This is a genomic window from Halalkalibacter urbisdiaboli, from assembly GCF_002156385.1.
In the GTDB taxonomy this organism is placed as follows: domain Bacteria; phylum Bacillota; class Bacilli; order Bacillales; family Bacillaceae_D; genus Halalkalibacter_A; species Halalkalibacter_A urbisdiaboli.
The window spans coordinates 494,992-518,952 of the sequence record NZ_MVJM01000002.1 but is presented as its reverse complement, the minus strand read 5'-3'; the positions used below and the strand labels follow the sequence as shown (position 1 = coordinate 518,952).

At 40.7% G+C, this 23,961-nt stretch carries 24 protein-coding genes, 1 riboswitch and 1 other annotated feature; of the genes, 15 read left to right on the top strand and 9 right to left on the bottom strand.

The window, feature by feature from the left end; all coding sequences use genetic code 11:
* The first annotated feature begins 83 nt into the window (after window positions 1-83).
* From B1R93_RS10375 to ytkD, 7 genes are all read left to right on the top strand, one after another.
* Window positions 84-1,046 (top strand): 2-hydroxyacid dehydrogenase, encoded by a 963-nt coding sequence (locus B1R93_RS10375; RefSeq protein ID WP_088103906.1) that lies wholly within the window; start codon window positions 84-86, stop codon window positions 1,044-1,046.
* A 161-nt stretch (window positions 1,047-1,207) separates the two neighbouring features.
* Entirely contained in the window at window positions 1,208-2,383 is a 1,176-nt protein-coding gene (locus tag B1R93_RS10370) for a MalY/PatB family protein (RefSeq protein ID WP_088103905.1), read from the top strand.
* Between the two features lie 33 nt (window positions 2,384-2,416).
* A complete protein-coding gene (sda, locus tag B1R93_RS10365; RefSeq protein WP_088103904.1) occupies window positions 2,417-2,578 on the top strand; it encodes a sporulation histidine kinase inhibitor Sda in 162 nt (53 codons plus the stop codon).
* Window positions 2,579-2,703: 125 nt separating this feature from the next.
* Window positions 2,704-2,850 carry a hypothetical protein gene (locus tag B1R93_RS22990; RefSeq protein ID WP_165763783.1) on the top strand — a complete coding sequence of 49 codons (147 nt, stop codon included), beginning with the start codon at window positions 2,704-2,706 and terminating at the stop codon, window positions 2,848-2,850.
* A gap of 198 nt (window positions 2,851-3,048) precedes the next feature.
* A complete protein-coding gene (locus B1R93_RS10360) occupies window positions 3,049-3,540 on the top strand; it encodes a YwpF-like family protein (RefSeq protein WP_088104646.1) in 492 nt (163 codons plus the stop codon).
* A gap of 133 nt (window positions 3,541-3,673) precedes the next feature.
* Window positions 3,674-4,885: a bacillibactin exporter BcbE gene (gene bcbE, locus B1R93_RS10355; RefSeq protein ID WP_088103903.1), complete on the top strand. Its 1,212-nt coding sequence runs from the start codon at window positions 3,674-3,676 to the stop codon at window positions 4,883-4,885.
* Window positions 4,886-4,888: 3 nt separating this feature from the next.
* Window positions 4,889-5,422 (top strand): RNA deprotection pyrophosphohydrolase, encoded by a 534-nt coding sequence (gene ytkD / locus B1R93_RS10350; RefSeq protein WP_425348947.1) that lies wholly within the window; start codon window positions 4,889-4,891, stop codon window positions 5,420-5,422.
* A 43-nt stretch (window positions 5,423-5,465) separates the two neighbouring features.
* Here the strand turns inward: ytkD and B1R93_RS10345 are convergent, their stop codons facing one another.
* The 3 genes from B1R93_RS10345 to B1R93_RS10335 are packed head-to-tail and all read right to left on the bottom strand — an operon-like array spanning window position 5,466 to window position 8,026.
* Window positions 5,466-6,260: an ABC transporter permease gene (locus B1R93_RS10345; protein ID WP_088103902.1), complete on the bottom strand. Its 795-nt coding sequence runs from the start codon at window positions 6,258-6,260 to the stop codon at window positions 5,466-5,468.
* Complete coding sequence (locus tag B1R93_RS10340; RefSeq protein ID WP_088103901.1) at window positions 6,253-7,017, bottom strand: ABC transporter ATP-binding protein; 765 nt, start codon at window positions 7,015-7,017, stop codon at window positions 6,253-6,255. Before B1R93_RS10340 ends, B1R93_RS10345 begins: the two co-directional genes overlap by 8 nt.
* A 13-nt stretch (window positions 7,018-7,030) precedes the next feature.
* Window positions 7,031-8,026 carry an ABC transporter substrate-binding protein gene (locus B1R93_RS10335; protein WP_088103900.1) on the bottom strand — a complete coding sequence of 332 codons (996 nt, stop codon included), beginning with the start codon at window positions 8,024-8,026 and terminating at the stop codon, window positions 7,031-7,033.
* Between the two features lie 92 nt (window positions 8,027-8,118).
* On the opposite strand from B1R93_RS10335, the gene B1R93_RS10330 reads away from it, so the two are divergent.
* Complete coding sequence (locus B1R93_RS10330; RefSeq protein ID WP_088103899.1) at window positions 8,119-8,904, top strand: alpha/beta hydrolase family protein; 786 nt, start codon at window positions 8,119-8,121, stop codon at window positions 8,902-8,904.
* Window positions 8,905-8,976: 72 nt separating this feature from the next.
* Window positions 8,977-9,195 carry a hypothetical protein gene (locus B1R93_RS22705; protein ID WP_133058633.1) on the top strand — a complete coding sequence of 73 codons (219 nt, stop codon included), beginning with the start codon at window positions 8,977-8,979 and terminating at the stop codon, window positions 9,193-9,195.
* On the opposite strand, the gene pckA is transcribed toward B1R93_RS22705, so the two are convergent.
* The gene (gene pckA / locus B1R93_RS10325) at window positions 9,170-10,753 is read right to left on the bottom strand and encodes a phosphoenolpyruvate carboxykinase (ATP) (RefSeq protein WP_088103898.1); all 1,584 of its coding nucleotides are present in this window, start codon (window positions 10,751-10,753) and stop codon (window positions 9,170-9,172) included. The genes B1R93_RS22705 and pckA overlap by 26 nt on opposite strands.
* 192 nt (window positions 10,754-10,945) lie before the next feature.
* Between pckA and B1R93_RS10320 the strand changes: the two genes are divergently transcribed.
* The 3 genes from B1R93_RS10320 (at window position 10,946) to B1R93_RS10310 (ending at window position 13,135) form a co-directional block, all read left to right on the top strand.
* Window positions 10,946-11,284, top strand: a complete 339-nt coding sequence (locus tag B1R93_RS10320) for a hypothetical protein (protein ID WP_088103897.1) — start codon at window positions 10,946-10,948, stop codon at window positions 11,282-11,284.
* Window positions 11,285-11,370: 86 nt separating this feature from the next.
* A riboswitch (SAM riboswitch) is annotated at window positions 11,371-11,480 on the top strand.
* Window positions 11,481-11,632: 152 nt separating this feature from the next.
* Complete coding sequence (gene metK, locus B1R93_RS10315; RefSeq protein ID WP_088103896.1) at window positions 11,633-12,838, top strand: methionine adenosyltransferase; 1,206 nt, start codon at window positions 11,633-11,635, stop codon at window positions 12,836-12,838.
* A gap of 141 nt (window positions 12,839-12,979) precedes the next feature.
* Window positions 12,980-13,135, top strand: coding sequence for a DUF1540 domain-containing protein (locus tag B1R93_RS10310; RefSeq protein ID WP_088103895.1), 156 nt, complete (start codon window positions 12,980-12,982; stop codon window positions 13,133-13,135).
* Between the two features lie 258 nt (window positions 13,136-13,393).
* Here B1R93_RS10310 and B1R93_RS10305 read toward each other — a convergent pair whose 3' ends face one another.
* The 3 genes from B1R93_RS10305 to B1R93_RS10295 form a co-directional block, all read right to left on the bottom strand.
* Window positions 13,394-14,542: a glycosyltransferase family 4 protein gene (locus tag B1R93_RS10305; RefSeq protein ID WP_088103894.1), complete on the bottom strand. Its 1,149-nt coding sequence runs from the start codon at window positions 14,540-14,542 to the stop codon at window positions 13,394-13,396.
* A 35-nt stretch (window positions 14,543-14,577) separates the two neighbouring features.
* Window positions 14,578-15,105, bottom strand: coding sequence for a phosphatase PAP2 family protein (locus B1R93_RS23655; protein ID WP_088103893.1), 528 nt, complete (start codon window positions 15,103-15,105; stop codon window positions 14,578-14,580).
* A 159-nt stretch (window positions 15,106-15,264) separates the two neighbouring features.
* Complete coding sequence (locus B1R93_RS10295) at window positions 15,265-15,777, bottom strand: gamma carbonic anhydrase (RefSeq protein ID WP_088103892.1); 513 nt, start codon at window positions 15,775-15,777, stop codon at window positions 15,265-15,267.
* 155 nt (window positions 15,778-15,932) lie between these two features.
* On the opposite strand from B1R93_RS10295, the gene B1R93_RS10290 reads away from it, so the two are divergent.
* Both B1R93_RS10290 and B1R93_RS10285 read left to right on the top strand, forming a co-directional pair.
* On the top strand, window positions 15,933-16,715 hold the full coding sequence (locus tag B1R93_RS10290) for an alpha/beta hydrolase (RefSeq protein ID WP_088103891.1): 783 nt from the start codon (window positions 15,933-15,935) through the stop codon (window positions 16,713-16,715).
* 302 nt (window positions 16,716-17,017) lie between these two features.
* On the top strand, window positions 17,018-18,073 hold the full coding sequence (locus tag B1R93_RS10285) for a tetraprenyl-beta-curcumene synthase family protein (RefSeq protein ID WP_245308256.1): 1,056 nt from the start codon (window positions 17,018-17,020) through the stop codon (window positions 18,071-18,073).
* A gap of 256 nt (window positions 18,074-18,329) precedes the next feature.
* On the opposite strand, the gene mnmM is transcribed toward B1R93_RS10285, so the two are convergent.
* On the bottom strand, window positions 18,330-18,902 hold the full coding sequence (mnmM, locus tag B1R93_RS10280) for a tRNA 5-(aminomethyl)-2-thiouridylate-methyltransferase MnmM (RefSeq protein WP_088103889.1): 573 nt from the start codon (window positions 18,900-18,902) through the stop codon (window positions 18,330-18,332).
* Entirely contained in the window at window positions 18,899-19,858 is a 960-nt protein-coding gene (gene mnmL / locus B1R93_RS10275) for a tRNA modification radical SAM protein MnmL/YtqA (RefSeq protein WP_088103888.1), read from the bottom strand. The genes mnmM and mnmL overlap by 4 nt, the downstream gene beginning before the upstream one ends.
* A 208-nt stretch (window positions 19,859-20,066) precedes the next feature.
* Window positions 20,067-20,294 (top strand) — a binding site (T-box leader).
* 1,166 nt (window positions 20,295-21,460) lie between these two features.
* Between mnmL and leuS the strand changes: the two genes are divergently transcribed.
* Window positions 21,461-23,884, top strand: coding sequence for a leucine--tRNA ligase (gene leuS, locus B1R93_RS10260; RefSeq protein WP_088103885.1), 2,424 nt, complete (start codon window positions 21,461-21,463; stop codon window positions 23,882-23,884).
* The last annotated feature ends 77 nt before the right edge of the window (window positions 23,885-23,961 follow it).

Here is a 23,961-nt window from a genome sequence, read left to right as displayed (position 1 = left end):
TGGAAAATAATCATGAAAGTGGAAAAATGGGAAATTCTTTTGTACGATGTTAAATAGAGTTCGAAAGAGGAAGGAGCAATGTGATGAAGGTTGTTGTAACGCGAAAGCTTCCAAACGAAATTATCGACTTATTTTCGAATGTTCAGGTTGTCGTCTGGGATAAGGAAGATGAACCGATGCCTCGTGAACGGTTATTATTAGAGATAGAAGATGCTGATGGTCTATTAACTAATTTATCGGATGCGATTGATAAAGAGTTACTAGAACGGGCAACTAAACTGAAGGTTATTAGTACAATGGCTGTCGGTTTTGACAATATCGATGTAGAAGAGGCGACGAAGCGGGGGATTGCTATCGGTCATACACCAGGCGTTTTAACCGAAGCAACGGCTGATTTAACCTTTTCATTACTCCTTGCATCAGCGAGAAGACTTGTCGAAGGGGTAGAACTAATTCGTGAGGATAAATGGGCGAGCTGGTCTCCATTTTTATTAACAGGTCAACAGGTTTACGGGGCAACGATTGGCATTATCGGCATGGGCCGGATTGGATTAAGTGTCGCGAGGAGAGCGAAAGGATTCTCGATGAATGTTCTTTATCATAACCGAAGCCGACATAGTGAGGCTGAAAGGGAGGTATCAGCAACTTATTGTTCCCTTGACGAACTGCTTGAGCGGTCTGATTTTATTGTATTACTTGCACCTTCAACGCCTGACACGTATCGAATGATCGGAAAGGAACAATTTGCAAAAATGAAAAAAACAGCTGTTTTTATTAATACGTCTCGTGGAACGAACGTTGATGAGGCAGAGCTGTATGAGGCCTTAGTTAACCAAGAGATTTACGCAGCTGGATTGGATGTTTTCGAGAACGAACCGATTACTTCAAAGCATCCTCTTTTAAAGTTAAAGAACGTTACCGCTGTTCCACATATCGGAAGTGCGTCTATTCAAACGAGAATGGAGATGGCTAAGTTAGCAGTAGAAAATGTTCTGTTAGGTTTAGCCGCTCAGCCTTTAAAAACACAAGTGCCTTCCCAAGGTTAGTTCTTTGTACCTAAATACGAACAAATTTCGATAAACGGAAGGAATCGTATAGAGGTTGATGTAATATATAGAAGGGCATTATAATGAACGGCGATACGAGAAAAGGGCTTATATAATCGATAGAGACGGTTCGGTTTCTTTTAGAAAGGACGTGTACATGCATGAGTGAGTTATTCGACAAAGTCATTGAGAGAAAAGGAACCTCCTCAATGAAATGGGATATGTTAAAAGAACGATTTGGAGCAGAAGATCTTTGGCCGATGTGGGTTGCTGATATGGATTTCCAAGCACCGCAAGCGGTTTTAGATGCTTTAAAGGAAAAAATTGATCATGGGGTTTTTGGTTATCAAGCTCATTCGCCTTCAGTCGATGAGGCCGTAAAGAGTTGGTTAGAAAGACGTTATCATTGGAAGGTTGACCCAAGCTCGTTTATTTATACACCTGGGGTTGTTCCAACGTTAAGTCATATTATACAGGCTTTTACGGAGAAGCAGGATGAAATCATTATTCAAACACCGGTCTACTACCCATTTTATGATGTGATTAAGAAGAACGATCGTGTGTTAGTCAAAAATCCACTCCATTTCAATGGGGAAAAATATGAAATGGACTTAAACCAGTTAGAGTCTGTTATTACCGAGAAGACGAAAATGCTTATCCTTTGTCACCCTCATAATCCAGGTGGTCGGGTTTGGTCAAGAGCTGAGCTAGAGGCTTTAGCAGCCGTTTGTAAAAAACATAACCTATTTGTGATTTCGGATGAGATTCATGCGGATTTATTATATGATGGGTATTCTCATGTTCCTTTCGCCTCTGTTGACAAAGAAATGGCAGAACGAACATTTACATGCTTAGCTCCAAGTAAAACATTTAATTTAGCAGGAATACAAACATCCTACGTTGTTGTTGAAAACTTAGAGTTAAGACGAAAATTAAAGAATTTCCTTGCAGGGACATTTATGAACTCTCTTAATAGCTTTGCAGAAATAGCAACGGAAGCTGCTTACCGACATGGTGAAGCTTGGTTAGAAGAGTTAATGGACTATGTACAAAAAAATTATCAAATGGTTGTTGAGTTTATTGAAGCGAAAATGCCTAAAATTAAACCAATCCAACCAGAGGGTACCTATTTGCTATGGCTCGATTGCTCTGAGTTAGGTTTAACGGATGCCGAACGAAAAAAGTGGTTAATTGAAGAAGCGCAAGTAGCCTTAAATCATGGGCCGATGTTTGGTGAAGAAGGAAGTAATTTTGAACGTATGAATTTGGCATGTCCGCGATCGATTTTACAAGAAGGGTTGAATCGAATGAGGGCGGCTTATGAGAAGCGTTTTTAAAATAAGAAACAAGAGCGTGTTGGGGGAACGGAAATGGATATGTTGAGTAATGAAGTGTTAATTGAAGCCTATTTTAGAGCAAAAGAGTTACGATTAGAGCAGGATTTTATTGACATGCTTTTAGAAGAGCTTCATTGTCGAAACCTTACACCCGAACTCGAAAGAAGTCATAAAGTTCTAATGAGTATTTGCTGATTTTTTTAATGATAGCAGGAAATCGAAATTAAACATCGAAATACTAACTTGATACGAATAACTTGAGGCGTTAGAGAATAGATTAGAACAAAGTATAGATTTGCGAAGAAGGAGACATTTACTAAATGGCAGTTGAAAATTTATATCAAGAGCTCGTAAGTGAATGTACAAGTAAACTTGGCAGAGAATTGACTGGAAAAGAAGTGGAACTTATTCAATGGGTTCAAGAAAAGCAATATGAATCACTATTTCAACAGATGAAAAGCTCATAATTGGGGCTATCTTGAGGAGGTATCAAAAGGGAAATTCCCTTTATGGTGCCTCTTTTTTTGTCTGGAAAGGAAGCGAATGAAAGGTCAATCGCTTCGAACGCTTCAGAAAAAGGAGGAAAGCTGTTTTTTCATTTTGTTCATTTGGATGAGTTGTGGTTTAATGTAAGTAATGGAATCACAAAAAGGAGGACAAGCCTCGTGAAAACATTTAGACTTTACTCTTTATCATTGCTTGAAAAGGAAGAAGGAGAGGTCGTTCATAAACCGATTCCGGTTAAAGATGGCTTAATCATTAACTTGGAAAACAAAGAACAGACTTGGTACATTGATGCTGTCGTCTCAAAAGAGCATAAGATGTATTTTGAAAACGTTCGTGAACATAATCAAAATATTCTAGTAGATGTTGTGATTACAAGTAAGGAAAACCATCCAGCAGCTATGATTACGTCCGTCTCAGCTATAACAGAACTTAGCGAAAACTTCAGTATACTGCTTGAAGCAAAGTTAGTGTTACGTAAAGATGACATTATTGAGGACGTTGTTGAAACTCTTGTAAAAGAAGGATTCTCTGGAGATGCTTTCTTTGATGAATTTAAACATCGAAAAGAGGATCTTGCTGTTTATTCACAGCGAACACTTGTCGAGGTTTATACGCTCCTAAAGGAAAGTGGAAAATATCAATTGGTTTAAGACAAGACAAAGGGTGAAGTAAGTGGTAAGCAAACCACTTACTTCACCCTTTTTTTGGTTGCGCAGCAAATGCATAGAAAGGACTGGACATCTCATACTAGATAAGAATCGGTGTAATGAAGGAGGAAAAAAAATGGAGGAGAAAAAAAATTGGGACGTCCTGTCAATTGCTTCAATTCCTCTCGTCATGACATTGGGAAACTCAATGTTAATCCCTGTTCTTCCTATCATTGAAAAGGAGGTAGGCATTAGTTCTGTTCAGGCGAGCATGCTCATTACTGTCTATTCGATTGTAGCGATTTTATGTATTCCGATTGCAGGCTATATTTCCGACCATATTGGAAGAAAGCGCGTAATTATCCCAAGTCTAATCTTAGCGGGAATCGGCGGGCTTATTTCAGGGTTTGCAGGCTTGAATGCAGAAAATCCTTACAACCTTTTACTTATTGGCCGATTTTTACAAGGGATTGGAGCGGCTGGTGCAGCACCAATTGTCCTTCCATTAGTAGGTGATTTATTTAAAAGTGAGAAGGATGTCAGTAGAGGACTTGGTATTATAGAGACATCTAACACCTTTGGAAAAGTATTAAGTCCGATACTAGGTGCGCTCTTAGCGTCAATTATTTGGTATATGCCTTTTTTTGCTATTCCTGTTTTTTGTTTTATTTCAATTTTACTGCTTATTTTTTTAGTTAAGTCCCCCCCTTTGAAAGAAAAGCCGTTAGCATTTAAAGAATTTGTAAAAAAAATTAAAGTTACGTTTAAACGAGAAGGACGTTGGCTATATGCTGTATTCGCAGTCGGTACAATTTGTATGTTTATTCTGTTTGGGATTTTATTTTACTTATCAACGATGCTCGAAGATTCTTATCAAATAGAAGGCGTGAAGAAGGGGATTATTTTAGCGATTCCGCTTGCAGCGCTTTGTGGTTCGTCATATATAACCGGAAAGTCAATCGGTCAGGATAAACAGAAAATGAGGAAAATAACATTACTTGGTTTGTTGCTTTTAACAATTGCTACTTTTTCGATCTCATTTTCGAAAGATATTTATGTATTACTTACTGCTTTATTTGTAAGTGGAATTGGAATAGGCTTTGCATTACCTAGCCTAGATGCATTTGTTACTGAAGGAATCGAAAAAGAACAGCGCGGCTCAATCACGTCTCTTTACAGCAGCATGCGGTTTGCAGGTGTAGCACTTGGTCCACCTGTGTTTGCTTTTTTAATGAAAGGCTCACACTTTTTCTTGTTTTCCAGCAATGCATTGATTTGTTTACTGGCGATTGTCATTACGATTCTTATGATTAGACCAGAAGAAACGGTGAAACAAACTTGGGGTTAACTGTTGGTAATCTTTGCAAAAGGGAGTATACTGCTTAGTATAGAGATAGAAGGAGCGGTTAAAGCAATGTATACATTTATGGATCAACAAGGTTGCAAAGTATTACTGACTTTTGATCAGTCTTTAACACTAAAACCAAAGCATGTATGGATAATCTGTGTCTACCAAGGGCGGTATCTCTTAACAAAGCATAAAGAGAGAGGGCTTGAGTTTCCTGGTGGCAAAGTTGAGGAAGGGGAGTCCCTTGAAGAAGCTGCGATCCGTGAAGTAGAAGAGGAAACAGGAGCTACAATTTCCTCTCTTTCCTATATTGGGCAGTATGTCGTCCATTGTATGAATAAGCGTTTTGGAAAATGCATTTATTTTGCTACGATCGAAACAATGAAACCGAGAGAAAGTTATTTGGAAACTGAAGGTCCTGTCTTAGTATCAGATTTTCCAGATGATTTGAAAAATGATAAGCGCTTTAGCTTCATTATGAAAGATGATGTATTAACACATTGCCTTACTTACTTAAAGAAAAAGCAACTTGTTTAAAAGACCACTGAAAAAGGCCGATATTACCTTTTTTCAGTGGTCTTTAAAAATGCTTCATTAATTTATGCTCAAGCAATTCGACGCCTTTATACATTAAGGTTGCGAGCACGGCTATAACGATAAGGCTCATGAGTACAAGTGTGAAATTAAATACTTGAAAGCCATTAATGATTAAATAGCCTAAACCTTGCTTAGATACTAAAAACTCTCCGACAATGACTCCTACCCAGGATAAACCAACATTCACCTTTAATGTAGAAATAATAGTTGGAATTGAAGCTGGTAATATTACGTTTTGAAAGGTTTGTTTTTTTGAAGCGCCGAACGTCTGCATGACTTTAATATAATTATGATCAACTTCCTTAAATGAGGTGTAAACAACAAGGGTTGTTATAATAATAGAGATGAGCACGCCCATTGCAATAATAGAAGTGAAACCAGGTCCTAACCCAACAATTAATATTGGACCAAGCGCAACCTTTGGCATTGAATTAAGAATGACGAGATAAGGATCTATCACTTTTGAAATAAATGGTGACCACCATAAAATAGCTGCGATGATTGTTCCGAGTAAGGTTCCAAGTAAAAATCCTAACACTGTTTCAAAGAGAGTGATGGATGTATGAGCCAATAAGCTTCCATCGATGATTCGATGATATAGAAGGCCGAAAACTCTTGATGGCATGCTAAAGAGTAGTGGATCTATGACGTGAAACCTTGCAGCAAATTCCCATAGAGTGAAGAAGATCAAGAGAATACCGAGCTGAACAGTGAAAACAATCTTCCTTTCCTTTTTTAATGATTGCACATATTCTTCATGTCGTTTACGCTCATTCAAGGCTCTCCAACTCCTTCCATATTATCTGAAACTGTTCGTTATATGCAAAAGATTGTCTTGCTTCAAAAGGCAAGGCGTTTCTAACGTCTTTTGGCATCTGAAAGATTCGATGAATGCGACCGGGTCTAGGGGAGAGTAGAACGATTCTGTCGGACATCGCAATGGCCTCTCCAATATCGTGGGTAACGAGAATGGCTGTTTTCTGTTCTGTTTTTAAGGTTGTAAAGACCAAGTCTTCTAGCTTAAGTTTTGTCTGGTAATCCAGTGCTGAAAATGGTTCGTCCAGTAGCATTAAGGATGGGTTGGTCGCAAGCATGCGAACGAGTGCGACACGTTGACGCATCCCTCCTGATAATTGATTAGGATAATGATTTCGTTTATCCGCTAGCCCCATTTTATCTAGCAAGGTGACGGCTTCCTTTAAGCCTTTTTTTAAGTCTTGCCGTAGGATTTTTTGACCGATGGTAATATTGGCTTCGATCGTTAACCATGGAAATAAATAATCCTGCTGAAGCATATAGCCGATATTTATATCTTTTTCTTTTACATTTTTCCCATCGAGTAAAATCGATCCAGAGGTTGGGGAAAGAAGACCGGCAATTAGAGAAAGTAGAGTAGTCTTTCCACACCCGCTTGGACCGAGGATGGAGATGAATTCTCCGTCCTCGACATTCAAGTTGATATTCTCAAGAGCAGTTGTTGCCTCTTTTTTTGTTAAATAGGTCATTGAAACATGATCAAGCCTTAATTTAGACATCGATACCACCTTCCTAATTCATCACACTCTCAGCAATTGAGGTATCAACAAGTTCCTCGTAATCTACATATTCCGGCAAATCTCCGGATTCTTCCATGATCATTTGGAGATTTTCCCATGCTTCAGGGCTTAAAAGGGGAGTGGTAGCGTAAGAACCTTGAGATTTATAACGATCAACGACTTGGGTAACAAGTTCAACTGGTGTATCTTCAAAATGACCAACGATAGCTTCTGCTACGACGTCATCGGGCTGTTCCTGTACCCATTGCTGCCCCTTGTATAATGCTTTTGTAAAACGTTCTAACACGTCTTTATCCTTTTTAATTGTACTTTGTTTTGCCATAAAACCAGTGTATGGAACTTTCCCTGACTCGGTCCCGAATGAGGCGACGACATGACCGATTCCTTCGTTCTCAAACTGAGTTGCTTGTGGCTCGAAAAGTTGAACAAAGTCACCAGTCCCAGATGCAAAGGCACTTGGAATGTTTCCGAAATCAATGTTTTGAATGAGTTCTAAGTCTTGCTGAGGATTGATACCGTGTAAACGTAAAACATGCTCACCCACCATTTGTGGCATTCCACCTTTCCGCTGACCTAAGAAGGTACCACCTTTCAAATCATCCCATTCAAATGAGTCCAATTTCTCTCTAGACACTAAAAAGGTACCGTCGGTTTGAGTAAGGGCAGCAAAATTGATTGCAGGATCGGTTGAGCCTTGAGCATATACATAGATAGAGGTTTCTGCCCCAACTAGGGCAATGTCTGCTCCGTCGGATAGGAGAGTTGTCATAGTTTTATCCCCACCCCATGTTGTTGTTAGTTCTAAGTCAATACCTTCCTCTTCAAAAAAGCCTTGAGAGATAGCAGCGTATAGGGGGGCATAAAAGATGGAACGGGTCACTTCTGCTAGTCGCACCGTATCATTTGAGGAACGAGAACAAGATGTTGAAACGAGAATAAGTAAGACGCCCGAGAAGAGAATAAACGATTTTTTGAAAATCGCTTTCATGGTGGTCAACTCCTTTAAAATACCTCTGTGATGTAATAGTGTATGTATCACTAACGAAATGTGTTAATCTAACTTTGAAAGGAGATGAGGGCTTGAATAGTGAAATCTTACATACTGAACGGGTTCCTTCTCCGCATCCACGTGTATCCTTATTTATTGTCACATATAAAAGTGAAGGTCTTCGTGTAAAGGGGTATTTGGCTATTCCACAATTAGACAATGCTTCTTTACCTGGGCTTCTTTATTTAAGAGGTGGAATAAAAAAAGTAGGTATGGTTCGAATTCAACGTGTCATTCAATGGGCATCCCAAGGATTTATCGTCATGGCACCTTTTTACCGTGGTAACCTTGGAGGAGAGGGGCAAGAAGATTTTTGTGGTGAAGATCGGATGGATGCGGTTTATGCCTTTGATTTGTTAAAGGCTCATCCAAACGTTAAACAGCATCAAATCCATGTTGTTGGATTTTCTCGTGGTGGAGTGATGGCTCTATTAACAGCATTAGAAAGAAGAGAGGTTGCCTCGGTTACAAGCTGGAACGGGGTAAGTGATATGTTTTTAACGTATGAAGAACGGGTTGATTTACGAAGAATGATGAAGCGAGTTATAGGTTCACCCGCAAAGTATCCGGAAAGATATGAATGGCGTACGCCTTTATTACATTTAGACCAGCTTAATTCACCTGTCTTAATTATTCATGGAAAAAAAGATGAGCATGTATCGGTTGAACATGCACTTCGGCTTAAACGAGCTTTACGGGAACATAATAAATCATTCAATACATGGATATATCCTCAGTTTTCGCATCAATTCCCTGTAAAAGATCAATTATATGTCTTACAACAGGCTGCTAAATGGATGAAGGCTCAAATAAAATAAAAGTAGTGGGTCGACTCCGACGCACTACTTAAATATTTTACACTTTTGAAGCCTTCTCAAGTTCGTAGGGACTTGGAAGTCAAAGCACCGCCGATTGCTTCTAACAACAGCGGCAAAGCCGAAAAGAATCTTGAGAGTTTAATCATAGAAGAGCAATGGCTTACGCTCTGCACGTCCCAACAAGAAGAGTGCTTGTTGGGACTTAAAAAGAAGGCAGAGGCACCGCCGATTGCTTCTAACAACAGCGGCAAAGCCGCTGTTGTTATCAAATTAGTGGTCCAGCTTGCTTGATTTCTGAAGCGACGGGTGAGAATTTTTCGAAGTTTTCTTTGAAATTAAGGGCTAACTCTCTTGCTTTTTCATCATAGGCTGCTTTGTCTTCCCATGTGTCTCTTGGTTGTAAAACGTTATCCGGAACACCAGGGCAATGCAGAGGAATGTGCATACCGAATATAGGATCAATTGTCGTTTCTGCTTGTTTTAGTTCACCTTGAAGTGCCGCTTGAATCATTGCTCTAGTATGTGCGAGGTTCATCCGCTTTCCGACTCCGTAAGGCCCCCCAGACCAGCCTGTGTTTACTAGGAACACCTGGACATCATGAGAAGCAATTTTTTCACCAAGCATTTTAGCATAACGGTGAGCAGCTAATGGGAGAAATGGGGCACCGAAGCATGTAGAAAACGTTGCTTCTGGCTCGGTGATACCACGTTCTGTTCCAGCAAGCTTACTCGTGTATCCAGAAAGAAAGTGATACATCGCTTGTTCTTTCGTCAATCTACTAATCGGTGGTAGGACACCGAAAGCATCAGCAGTCAAGAAAATAATTGTGTCAGGATGACCTGCAACACTAGGTGTTAAGGCATTAGGAATTGCATCTAATGCATAGGCTGCTCTCGTGTTTTCTGTTATTGCTGTATCGTTAAAATTTGGTAACCTCGTTTCAGGTACAATGATTACATTTTCAAGTACTGTCCCATATCGAATCGCATTCCAAATTTGAGGTTCCTTCTCTTCCGAAAGGTTGATGCATTTTGCATAACAGCCACCTTCAATATTGAACACCCCGTTCGTTGACCAGCCGTGTTCATCATCTCCGATTAAGAACCGATTTGGATCAGCAGATAACGTTGTTTTTCCAGTTCCAGAAAGTCCGAAAAATAGAGCGACATCTCCCTCTTTTCCTACATTAGCCGAACAGTGCATCGGAAGTACATTTTGTTCAGGTAACAAGTAATTCATTACGGAAAAAATAGATTTCTTCATTTCTCCAGCATATTCTGTACCGCCAATCAACACAATTCTTTCCTCAAATGAAATAATAACAAAAGCCTCAGAATTCGTTCCGTCAACAGCAGGATCAGCCTTAAAGGTTGGTGCCGAAATAATCGTAAATGGACGTTGATTCTCACTAATATCATGGTTATCAGGTCGAATAAATAATTGTCTTGCAAAAACTTGATGCCAAGCAAACTCATTCACAACTAGTAACGGTAAACGGTGGCGAGAATCTGCTCCGGCATAACCTCTCGAAACGAAAAGCTCATCTTTCTCAGCAAGAAAATCAAGAACTTTGTTTAATAAATGATTGAATACAGCTTTCTCAATTGGTTGGTTTACTTTTCCCCAATTAATTTTATCGGCCACGCTAGGTTCTTTTACTATAAATTTGTCCTTAGGTGAACGTCCTGTATAGGCGCCAGTTTCAACACTTAAAGCCCCAGATGCAGTTAAAACACCTTCTTTTCTCATTAATGATTTTTCAATCAAAGTAGGTAATGGTAAATCGTGTAGTGCACCTGTCCCATCTAGAATATATTCAAGTTTGGATAGCTTTTTAAGTGCTTTCATTCATCACAAATCCTTTCGTTTAGTTATTTAATAGATATTAATGTGTCATAATTTTTATTTAGTATAACACATTATATGAATTCGTCTAGACTTTTTGTGAACATTAAGAAAAAAATGTGCATTTTGCTTTTAGTAACCAATTTAATTTGTTTTGCATACGGTAAGAAAAGGAATAGTGAGGAGGTTCTCAACATGCAGGAAGTGTCAATGATGGACTTAGCGACGGTCTCCGCTGTTGTAGCGGCTTTGGTGACAGTAATAGGAAATGCATTTGGAATTGAAAAAAAATATCGGGCATTAGTTGCTATCGCCATCGCTTGTATCCTTTGGTTTATTCCGAGAGAGTGGGGAGAAGAATTATTAGTGGCATTAGTCATTGGATTAACCGCTAGTGGTGTTTACAGTCAAGTGAAGCCGAGAGATAATCAAGATGAATTGCTTCGACTTCAAATGCGGGAGCAAATAAGACAGGAAGAGGAAGAAAAAAGAAAGCAAGAAAGCAATCAAGAGAATAACCGAACACCTTATTAGGAAGACTATTTTTGGGTCTTCCTTTTTTCACGTCTAAGACATTGACATTAAGAAGTATGTGCGATATGATATGTCGCGAACGGATACTCTTATCCTGAGTAGGTGGAGGGACAGGCCCGAAGAAACCCAGCAACCAACACTCATGCCCTGAGTGAAAAGGTGCTAACCTGCAAGGCATTGCCTTGGACGATAAGAGGCGGAAGGTAAACATTCAACCCTTTTCCTCTACGGAATTGGGTTTTTCTCGTTTATACACGTCTACAGCTAAGGGTCTTAGCCTTTAGCGGGGAACGAGTGCCGTATCAATTATTCGCACATGCTAGTTTGTGCAGAGGAGGATATTTGAACATGGTAGAAAAGAAAAGTCGTCGCTTATTTACATCGGAATCAGTAACGGAAGGTCATCCCGATAAGATTTGTGACCAAATCTCGGATGCGATTCTCGATGAAATTTTAAAAAGTGACCCAAATGCACGTGTAGCGTGTGAAACATCTGTAAATACAGGATTAGTCCTAGTGGCCGGTGAAATTACGACAAGTACGTATGTAGACATTCCGAAAATTGTACGTGAAACGGTTAAGGGAATTGGCTATACTCGTGCGAAATACGGATTTGATGCTGAAACATGCGCGGTATTAACTTCAATTGATGAGCAGTCAGCTGACATTGCAGCAGGTGTCAATAAAGCGCTTGAAGCGCGCGAAGGGCAAATGACAGATGCTGAAATCGAAGCAATTGGTGCTGGTGACCAAGGTTTAATGTTTGGTTATGCAAATAACGAAACAAAAGAGTTAATGCCTTTACCAATTTCATTAAGTCATAAACTTGCACGTCGCTTAACGGAGGTACGTAAAGAAGAAATTCTTCCGTATCTTCGCCCAGATGGAAAAACTCAGGTAACAGTTGAGTATGATGAAGATGGAAAGCCAGCTCGTATTGATACGATTGTCATTTCAACGCAACATCATCCAGAAGTTTCACTTGAGCAAATTCAACGTAACTTAAAAGAGTATGTCATTAATCATGTTGTACCAGCTGAATTAATTGATGAAGATACGAAGTACTTTATCAACCCAACAGGCCGCTTCGTCATTGGTGGGCCTCAAGGAGATGCTGGCCTTACTGGGCGTAAGATTATTGTTGATACGTACGGTGGTTATGCTCGACACGGTGGTGGAGCATTTTCTGGTAAGGATGCGACAAAGGTTGACCGTTCAGGTGCTTATGCGGCACGTTATGTTGCTAAAAACATTGTAGCAGCTGGTTTAGCGGATAAATGTGAAGTTCAGCTAGCTTATGCCATTGGGGTAGCACAGCCTGTATCTATTTCTATTGATACATTTGGCACAGGAAAAGTTTCAGAAGAGACATTAGTTTCTCTAGTAAGAGACAATTTTGACCTTCGTCCAGCCGGAATTATTAAAATGCTTGATCTTAGACGCCCAATCTATAAGCAAACAGCAGCATATGGCCACTTTGGTCGTACAGATGTTGAACTTCCTTGGGAGCAAACGGACAAAGCAAGTACGTTAAAAGAACAAGCAGGACTATAAAATAGACAAGCCCGCTAATATGCTAGCGGGCTTCTTTATTCTGAGGAAAACCTTTAGAAATGTCATTAAGAAAAAGCCATTCATCCCCTGTATGCCGTTATAGAAAACTGGTCAAACTGTTAGTGAGAAGGAGGTGTTAATATGGCTCAAGATGTATTATGTGAAGTGAATAACTGTACGTATTGGGCAGAGGGAAACCTTTGTCAAGCTGATCGAATTTATGTTGTTAGCCACACCGGTAAGGAAGCAGAATCTCAAAAAGAAACAGATTGCCAAACATTTGAACCTACTCACTAAAAAGGGCGGCGGAAACGGAAGCCACGAAAAAGGTAAAAACCAACCTTTTTCAATGCCTCAGTAGCAATGGATCCACACGTTGCTTGCCTGCTATGAGAAACCCACTCATAGCAGGCTTTTAAAAAGATGGCAACGGCTCCGCACATTGCTTCGAGGGCATTGAAAAAGGGAAAAGCACCCTTTTCGCGAAACGCCCTTTTTTAGTTTATGAAACATTACTTCTAGTATTGATAATAATAATCAATTCTATTCAAGGTATTAAGCAAGTTGACGTAAGTTTTTTTGTTTTTGAGCAACAAGTTCGTATTGTTTCACTAATTGAGCAAAGATTGTGTCCCACGATTGCGATTTTGCATATTCCCTGGCCTCATAACCCATTTCTTTCCGAATACTATGATTCGTTAATAAGGAAACGATAGCATTCGAAAATGAGTGCGGATTTTTTGCTTCACAAATAAGACCTGTTTTACGATGCTGAACAATTTCTTTCACCCCTCCTTGATCAGCAACGATTGCGGGGGTACCAGAGGCGAGAGCTTCTAATACGACGTTTCCGAACGTTTCTGAACTAGATGGAAATACAAATAAATCAGCACATGTATAAACGGAGGCTAATGCTTCTCCTTTCAAATATCCAGTAAACGTAACATGTTCCTGATATTCCTCCATCATCTCTGCACGCAAAGGGCCGTCTCCAACAAGGAGCCAATGAACCTCGTCTTGAATATTCTTAGGTAGAAGTCGCATGATATGGCGAAGTGTCTCTAAATCTTTCTCAGGAGCCATTCTTCCTACATAAAGCAACGTGTATTTTCTTGATATGGAATATTGTTTACGAACTGACTCCTTATCATAACGTGGATGAAAAAGTTGACAATCAACACCACGAGTCCATAGCTCAATGTTTTGAAATCCTTTGTCGGCTAAATAATCTTTCGTTTCTTCAGATGGTACAAATGTTTTCTCAAAGGGTGTGTGGAACCATTTCATATATTTCCAAAGCATTTCAGTCATAAATGTAAGCTTATAATAACGTAAATAATAATCAAAATGGGTATGATATGAACCAACCATCGGAATCTGATATTTTTTACCGAAATGCAATCCGGTAAGTCCGATATTAAATGGTGTAGCAATGTGAATTAAATCTGGTTTAAATGCTTCAATTTTTTCTTTAATAGAGAAAAGGTTTGGTAAAGCCATCCGGCATTCTGGGTAAAGAAAGAAAGGTAAACTTACGAACGAATGAATATTACTTGAGAATAAATCACTCTGTTCTAAGGCATCAGGAACAAATAGTTGATAGTCAATCCCTTGTTGTTCAAAGTGGTCGATAAGTCGTTTAATTGTTTTGGCAACACCGTTAACTTGAGGTACAAACGTATCAGAAAAAATGGCAACTTTCATAAAACCCCTCCGTTAAAGTAAGGATAATGTTAAAACTAGCCAATAAAAAAGAGGATGCAGCCTGCTGAAAGTGTCCCTAGTAGAGCTCCAGCTAACACGTCTGAAGGATAATGAAGCCCAAGGGCAATTCGGGAAACACCAACAATGGCAGCAAGAGAAAATAACGGAATGGCAAGCCATTGAAAGGTGAATATAAAAGGGATGGTCACGGAAAAAATCGCCGTTGTGTGACCAGAGGGGAAAGAATAATCTTTAAAGGGATTTTCAATGACAATCGTTTGAGGAAGGACGAGATAAGGGCGTAGTCTAGGTAATGAACGCTTAAGGACCATAACTAAAAGATGACTACATAGAAGTGAAAGTGCAGCAATAATTGAAATATGGCGGACTGCATCCCTTGTGAATATGCAAAGGATTAAAGAAGTGCCGATTGTGAATGTCGCCCCACCAACATGAGTAATTTGCTTCATCACCGCTAGAAATAAAGCTTTCTTGCTTATTCCATTAATCCAATGAAAAAGTTGCTGATCCGTTAAATAAAGCTTAGACAACGCTTTTTGCATAATAACCCCCCCTTTTATCTTTGTTTAATCATAACAAGCAAATATTGAGGAATTATCAAGAAAAGTTTAAAATCATACAAAAATGTAAAGAGAAAAAAAGAGCCAAAAGCTGGAATGGAAATCTCTTAGCTCTAATCAAATATCGCAATATTAGCGCTATTATTTTTGGAGGCTCTTGTAATATTGCCCTTTTTCGACGTATTCTCTTCTTATCCGTGCCATATCCTTCAAATCTTCTTCATTTAATTCACGTACGACCTTGGCTGGGCGACCGAAGGCAAGTGAATTAGCAGGGATCTTTTTACCTGGTGGGACTAGACTTCCAGCTCCAATGAAAGCCCCTTCTCCAATTTCGGCACCATCTAAAACAATCGACCCCATTCCGATTAATGCATTTTTCTTTATTGTACAGCTATGTAGCATGACTTGATGACCAACTGTGACATCGTCTTCGATAATGAGAGGATATTTTGGACTTTGATGGAGCATTGATTGATCTTGAATATTGACCCGATTACCAATTATAGTCGGGGAAACGTCACCACGAATAACTGTTTGAAACCATATGCTCGTCTCATCACCAATAGTGACATCTCCTGTAATTGTTACGTAGTTAGCGATAAAAGCACTTTTAGAAATAGAGGGTGTTTTGTCTTTGTATGGGTAAATCATATGTACACATCCTTTTCGTAGATTTAAAAAACAGCTATACTAATTTTAACGTAATCATCAATGCCGCGATACTTCATAATCTGTAAAAAATCCTAGAAAAGGTTTTCAAATAACATATTGTTGTTGAAAACCTGAAACAACGAGGAGGAAGACAAATGTGGAAATGGGAAGTTGCAGAGCCACGTGGGGTCATCATTATTGTTCATGGAGCTGGGGAACACCATGGTCGTTATCAATGGTTAGCAAAGAAATGGAATCAACATGGACTCGAAGTGATTATGGGTGATTTGCCTGGACAAGGACAGACACGTGGAAAGCGAGGTCATATTCAGTCGTTTAATCAATATATTGATACCGTAGAGGGATGGATTGAAGAAGGAAGGAAAAAAAAATTACCTATCTTTTTATTCGGTCATAGCATGGGAGGACTCGTCGCGATCCGGACATTAATGGATAGAAGCTATGCCTACATTGAAGGTGTTATTTTATCATCGCCTTGCTTAGGATTGACTCAACCCCCAGGGAAAAATAAAGAATTTGCGATGAAGCTTGTTCATATAGTGGCACCATCTTTTTCAGCGAAATCAGGGATAAAACCTGAACTAACAACACGGAACGAACAGATCCGTGAGGCTTATATAAGAGATGAACTAAGAGTAACAAAGGTATCCGCTCGGTGGTATCAGGAGTTAACAAAGGCAATGAGGCTTTCACACCGATACCCTGAAAAATTTCCTGATCTCCCACTTTTAGTACTGCAATCGGGTGAAGATTATATTGTAGATAAATTTGCAGTACGAGATTGGTTTAACAGCCTAGCATTGACTAATAAACACTACAAAGAATGGGACAGACTCTATCATGAAATATTTAATGAACCAGAAAGAGAAGAAGTCTTCCGACACGCCATCGGCTTTGTAAACATGATATTACGATAGAGGCGGAGCTTGCAACGCCGGCCCCGACCAAAGGGAGGTTTTTTTTAAAGAGGCGGAGCTTGCTACGCCGGCCCCGACCAAAGGGAGGTTTTTTTTAAAGAGGCGGAGCTTGCTACGCCGGCCCCGACCAAAGGGAGGCAACACACTTTTGAAGATAGATGTAATAGATAAAAGGCTATCTCAAACAGCGAGGTAGCCTTCTTTGTCAATTTCTAAAAGAATTAAGCGGCCTCGTTGTCTCTATGAACCAATTATGCTATGGTACTATTTATGTATGTTATTTGAGGAGGAAGACGTATTTAATGGTTCCTACTAAACCAATTCCATTACTACTAATGATCTATCGTGAAGTTGTACCAACCGTTCATCGTTACTTTAATCCATGGATAGAGAAGGCTCAAGCCATTCCTGATGAGGAGTTACGTTCGCAAGCTTTAGATGCTCTTAAAAAGAAAGCTTTCCATTGTGAAGGGGGAGGCGTATTCGGTCTAGTGACTCAGGACCGTTTTGAAGACATCGTTCAATTTATTATTGCTTATCAAATTATGTGTGATTATTTAGATAACCTTTGTGACCAAAGTGATTCACTTGATCCAAATGATTTTCGTTCTTTACATAATGCACTTTTGTGTGCGGTTGACCCAGAACGCCCTCTTGAAAATTTTTATGCACATCGCAAGGAGCAAGAGGACGGGGGGTATCTGCGTGAATTGATTGGAACATGCCGGAGAGTACTTTTAACCTTTCCGTCGTTTGATGCTGTAAAAAAAGATATGCTTGAACTAAGCGGGTACTATGGTGATTTGCAAGTATATAAGCATGTTAAAAAAGAAGAGCGAATCCCTCTTTTAAAAGAATGGTTTGAATTACACCGAGAAAAACATCCGACAATGACTTGGTTTGAATTTTCAGCCTGTACAGCTTCCACTCTAGGTCTTTACACGTTGGCTAGTTATGGTGCACAAAACAACATAGCGTTAGAGACAGCCAAATCGATTAAAGATGGATATTATCCATGGGTTCAAGGAGTCCATATTCTACTTGACTATTTTATTGATCAAGAAGAAGATATCGCTGACGATGAGTTAAACTTTCTCTTTTATTACGACAGCGAAGAAGAAATGATTGAACGTTTTAACTACTTTGTTAAGCAAGCGGAAAAAGGGTTAAAGAACCTACCAGATCCGAAATTTCATAGAATGATTTTACGTGGTGTAATTGCTATGTATTTATCTGATGATAAAGTTCAAGGTGACAAAGAGATGAAGCTAAAATCAAAAAAAATGATTAAAATGGGTGGACTCCCAACATTTTTATTCTATTTAAATAGTTGGATTTTTCGTCGGGGATCAAAGTAAAGAAAGAGGCTGTGCCCAAAGGTTGTTTTTTACCTTTGGGCACAGCCTTGCATGTTTTAAGCTTCCTGAGGCAGCCCTCTTTTGTGTCATAGGGCACTTCCAAAAGGATGGGAGATGACGGCTCCTGCGTTTCTAATAATCTTTGCATCCACATAATAATCTAGCATAGCCATTGAAAAGACACTTCTTTTAGAACTGGTTAAACGGCCTTATGATAATTACCATTTTTTATCGAGTTACTAAAATTATCAAGACTTTATCTTTTTTCGATAGCGATAATGAAGGGGGGATTGTTTGCTTGATTGGTAAATTGATACTTTAAGACATGGGCTTTCCGTTGGTCGAGTGCCTCAGTAAATGTTTCTACTTCTTTTCGCTCATTTTTTCCCTCTTCATGTCCATGATAAATAACAAGAACTATGGTTCCCCCTTTAGGCATAATTGTTAAAAGGGCTTGAATGGCTTGCAATGTTGAATCTGGTCTAGTCACAATGTCCTTATCACCACCGGGAAGGTAGCCAAGATTAAAAATGGCAGCTTTCACTTTGCGGTGTTCTTCGTCTGGAATGACCTGTGCTACCGTTTCATGTCCTTGGTTTATAAGACATACTCGGTTATTAATACCGTTTTCTTCCATTTTTATTTGTGTTTGTTTAATAGCCTGTTCTTGTATATCAAAACTATAGACTTTCCCTGATTCTGTAACGATATTTGCTAGAAATAGAGTGTCGTGTCCATTCCCAGCTGTACAATCAATAGCAATATCGCCTGGTTCGAGCGCTTGTTCTAATAAAAAACGTGCAAAGGGGAGAATCCCAAGCAACTTCATCCGATAGCCTCCCTTTGATAAAATTTTCCTTGCCAACTATTCCGCCTAACTAGTTCGGCTTCAATTGCATTTAATACATTCCATTTATTCATACTCCACATCGGACCAATCATTAAAGCACCTGGCCCATCTCCTGTTAAACGGTGAATCATAATATGAGGGGGAAGGATCTCTAGCTGATCGACAACAAGTTGAACATAATCTTCAAGGCTCATAAATTCCAAAAGCCCTTTTTCATATTGCTTAACCATAGGTGTTCGTTTTAATAAATGAAGCAAGTGGATTTTTATGCCTTGAACATCTAATTTTGCAACTTCACGAACGGTTTCCATCATCATCTCATGCGTTTCTAGTGGAAGCCCATTGATAATATGTGAACAAACACGAATACCATGTTTACGAAGCTTTTGGACACCATCCACATAACATTGAAAATCATGAGCGCGATTAATGAGTTGGGCTGTATGTTCATGTACTGTTTGTAAGCCGAGCTCAATCCATAAATACGTTCGTTTATTTAATTCAGCTAGGTATTCTACAACTTCATCAGGTAAACAATCGGGTCTCGTTGCAATTGAGAGACCGACAATATCTTCTTGGGCTAAGATTTCTTCATAATATTGCCGTAGTGTTTCAACTGGAGCATAAGTGTTTGTATAAGCTTGAAAGTACCCAATGTATTTTCCGTTTTTCCATTTTTTATGCATACGTTCTTTTATTGTATGAAATTGTGTAACAAGGTCTTGTGTTCTGTCGCCTGCAAAATCACCAGAACCACGTTCACTACAAAATGTACAGCCTCCATAGGCTACATTGCCGTCTCGATTTGGACAGTCAAATCCGGCGTCTAATGGAATCTTAAATATCTTCACACCGAAATGGTCTTTTAAATGCTGATTCCATGTGTAATAGCGTTTGTCTCCAAAATGAATGGGAGGTTGATTCGTAGGATCCATTCTTTTCACCTTTCTTATGTCATTCGTCTAACATGAGTTATTGTAGCATGCATCATGATTGCAGCCAAACTTAGAATAAACGAGTTGAGATGGATTCAAATGCTTCTATTTATAATAAAAAGGCTAAAAACTGTTAGAAGAAGGTTCTAAAGTACGAAAGTGAACTTGACAGCACTCGTCTCAATTCATACAATACTAGTAAGTTGATATGGCGACGTTGAGAAGGACTAGTAGTAATGCTTGGGGTATTAAGAGAGCTGACGGTAGGTGCGAGTCGGTCGAACGGCATCACGAACTCACCTTTGAGTCTTGAGAGTGAACAATTATAGTAGCTCTCAACGGGTCACGCCCGTTACTTGTGAAGAGCGAATGAGTCAATGACTCGTTAAAAATGGGTGGTACCGCGGGATTTGTATAATCAACTCTCGTCCCTGACAACAGTTAGGGATGGGAGTTTTTTTTATAGGCGATAGCGAAGCAGCGCCGGCCCCGACCGTAGGGAGGCAAGGTTTAATAGGCGATAGCGAAGCAGCGCCGGCCCCGACCGTAGGGAGGCAAGGTTTAATAGGCGATAGCGAAGCAGCACCGGCCCCGACCGTAGGGAGGCAAGGTTTTAATAGTAGGCGATAGCGAAGCAGCGCCAGCCCCGACCGTAGGGAGGCAAGGTTTTAATAGGCGATAGCGAAGCAGCGCCGGCCCCGTCAGGAGGGGGGCAAGGTGTGATAGGCGATAGCGACGCAGCGCCGGCCCCGTCAGGAGGGGGGCAAGGTGTGATAGGCGATAGCGACGCAGCGCCGGCCCCGTCAGGAGGGGGGCAAGGTGTGATAGGCGATAGCGACGCAGCGCCGGCCCCGTCAGGAGGGGGGCAAGGTGTGATAGGCGATAGCGACGCAGCGCCGGCCCCGTCAGGAGGGGGGCAAGGTGTGATAGGCGATAGCGACGCAGCGCCGGCCCCGTCAGGAGGGGGGCAAGGTGTGATAGGCGATAGCGACGCAGCGCCGGCCCCGTCAGGAGGGGGGCAAGGTGTGATAGGCGATAGCGACGCAGCGCCGGCCCCGTCAGGAGGGGGGCAAGGTGTGATAGGCGATAGCGACGCAGCGCCGGCCCCGTCAGGAGGGGGGCAAGGTGTGATAGGCGATAGCGACGCAGCGCCGGCCCCGTCAGGAGGGGGGCAAGGTGTGATAGGCGATAGCGACGCAGCGCCGGCCCCGTCAGGAGGGGGGCAAGGTGTGATAGGCGATAGCGACGCAGCGCCGGCCCCGTCAGGAGGGGGGCAAGGTGTGATAGGCGATAGCGACGCAGCGCCGGCCCCGTCAGGAGGGGGGCAAGGTGTGATAGGCGATAGCGACGCAGCGCCGGCCCCGACCGGAGGGAGGGAAGGTTTAATAGGCGCTAGCGAAGCAGCGCCAGCCCCGACCGTAGGGAGGCAAGGTTTTAATAGGCGATAGCGAAGCAGCGCCAGCCCCGACCGTAGGGAGGCAAGGTTTTATAGGCGATAGCGAAGCAGCGCCGGCCCCGACTGTAGGGATAATAAGTTTATGAAAGAATTAGAATATAAATTAAACAAGGATAGACAAGGATATTAGTAGGAGGATTATCGAAATGTCGTTTTCACACCAGAAGATTGAAAAGAAATGGCAACAATATTGGGAACAAAACAAAACCTTTAAAACAAAGGAAGAAGAAAACCAGCCTAAGTTTTATGCATTGGATATGTTTCCGTATCCATCAGGAGCAGGGTTACATGTAGGACACCCTGAAGGCTATACAGCAACGGATATACTATCTAGAATGAAGCGTATGCAAGGCTATAACGTCCTACATCCAATGGGGTGGGATGCGTTTGGTTTGCCTGCTGAGCAATATGCGCTTGATACTGGAAATGATCCAGCTGAGTTTACAAAGCAAAATATTGATAACTTTCGTCGCCAAATTAAGTCACTAGGGTTTTCCTATGACTGGGACAGGGAAGTTAATACGACAGACCCTGAGTACTATAAATGGACACAATGGATTTTCTTGAAGCTTTATGAAAAAGGACTCGCTTATATTGACGAAGTCGCTGTGAACTGGTGCCCTGCACTTGGAACAGTCCTTGCAAATGAAGAAGTCATTGATGGGAAAAGTGAGCGCGGTGGTCACCCGGTCGAACGGAGACCGATGAAGCAATGGATGTTAAAAATTACGGCTTATGCGGATCGTTTATTAGAGGATCTAGAAGAACTTGATTGGCCAGAAAGCATTAAAGACATGCAACGTAACTGGATTGGACGTTCAGAGGGAGCAGAGGTTGTCTTTGAAATTGATGGACATGCTGGTAAGAAAGTAGAGGTCTTTACAACTAGACCTGATACACTTTTTGGCGCAACGTATATGGTTTTAGCTCCTGAGCATAAGCTTGTTGATAAAATTACAACAGAAGACCAAAAGGAAAGAATCGAAACATATAAAAAGAAAGTAGCAACGAAAAGCGATTTAGAAAGAACCGAGCTTTCTAAAGAAAAAACGGGTGAGTTTACAGGAGCATTTGCTATAAATCCCGTCAGTGGTGAAAAAATTCCTGTTTGGATTGCAGATTATGTGCTTGTCAGCTATGGAACAGGCGCGATCATGGCAGTACCTGCACACGATGAGCGCGATTATGAATTTGCGAAAACGTTTGATTTGCCAATTCGTGAAGTTGTTGCAGGTGGAAATGTTGAGGAAGAGGCATATACAGGTGATGGTGAGCATGTAAACTCCGATTTCCTTAATGGTTTAGATAAAGAAACTGCAATTAGAAATATGATTGATTGGCTAGAAACGAATCAACTAGGCAAGAAAAAAGTAACATATCGGTTAAGAGACTGGTTATTCAGTCGTCAACGTTATTGGGGAGAACCAATTCCTATTATTCATTGGGAAGACGGAACGATGTCAGCTGTCCCTGAATCAGAGTTACCACTACAACTTCCAAAAATGAAGGAAATTCGTCCGTCAGGTACGGGAGAATCACCACTTGCAAATGAAAAAAGCTGGCTCGAAGTGGTCGATCCGGAAACAGGGAAGAAGGGTCGTCGTGAAACAAATACAATGCCACAGTGGGCAGGAAGCTGTTGGTATTATTTACGATACATTGATCCAAGAAATAGTGATGCTCTAGCTGATCCTGAAAAAATTATAAAGTGGTTACCGGTAGATATTTATATCGGTGGTGCTGAGCATGCTGTGCTACACTTGTTGTATGCTCGTTTCTGGCATAAAGTTTTATATGATGTAGGAATTGTTCCAACAAAAGAGCCATTCCAGAAACTCTATAATCAAGGTATGATCCTTGGTGAAAATAACGAAAAAATGAGTAAATCTAAGGGGAACGTTGTAAACCCAGATGATATTGTTGAAAGTCACGGAGCCGATACGCTTCGTTTGTATGAGATGTTTATGGGACCACTTGATGCTTCGATAGCATGGTCTACAAATGGTTTAGATGGGGCTCGACGCTTTTTAGATCGGATTTGGCGCTTATTTATTGATGAAGCAACTGAGCAATTAAATAACAAGATTAGCAATGAAAACGGTTCGGACCCATTTGTTCGGGTCTATCATCAAACAGTCAAGAAAATTACCGATGATTATGCTAACCTACGTTTTAATGTAGGAATTTCACAAATGATGGTTTTCATTAACGAAGCGTATAAGCAGGAAACATTACCACGTGATCTAATGGAAGGCTTCGTTAAATTATTGGCTCCAATAGCCCCACATTTAGCAGAAGAACTATGGGAGAAACTAGGGCATGAGGGGACAATTGCGTACGAAGCATGGCCAACCTATGACGAAAGCTTGCTTGTAGAAAATGAGATAGAGGTCGTTGCACAAATTAATGGTAAAGTAAAATCTAAGTTAGTAATCCCTGTTAACGCCTCGCGTGAACAAATGGAGGAGCTAGCTATGCAGGATGAGAAAGTGAAAGAAGCTATTGGGGATAAGTCCGTTCGAAAAGTAATAGCTGTACCAGGAAAGCTAGTTAATATTGTCGTTGGCTAATAAACAGAAAGGGAGCGTCTTTGGAAGGTTTGTTCTTCCTAAGACGCTCTTTTTTCTGGAAAAATGCTTTTAATGTG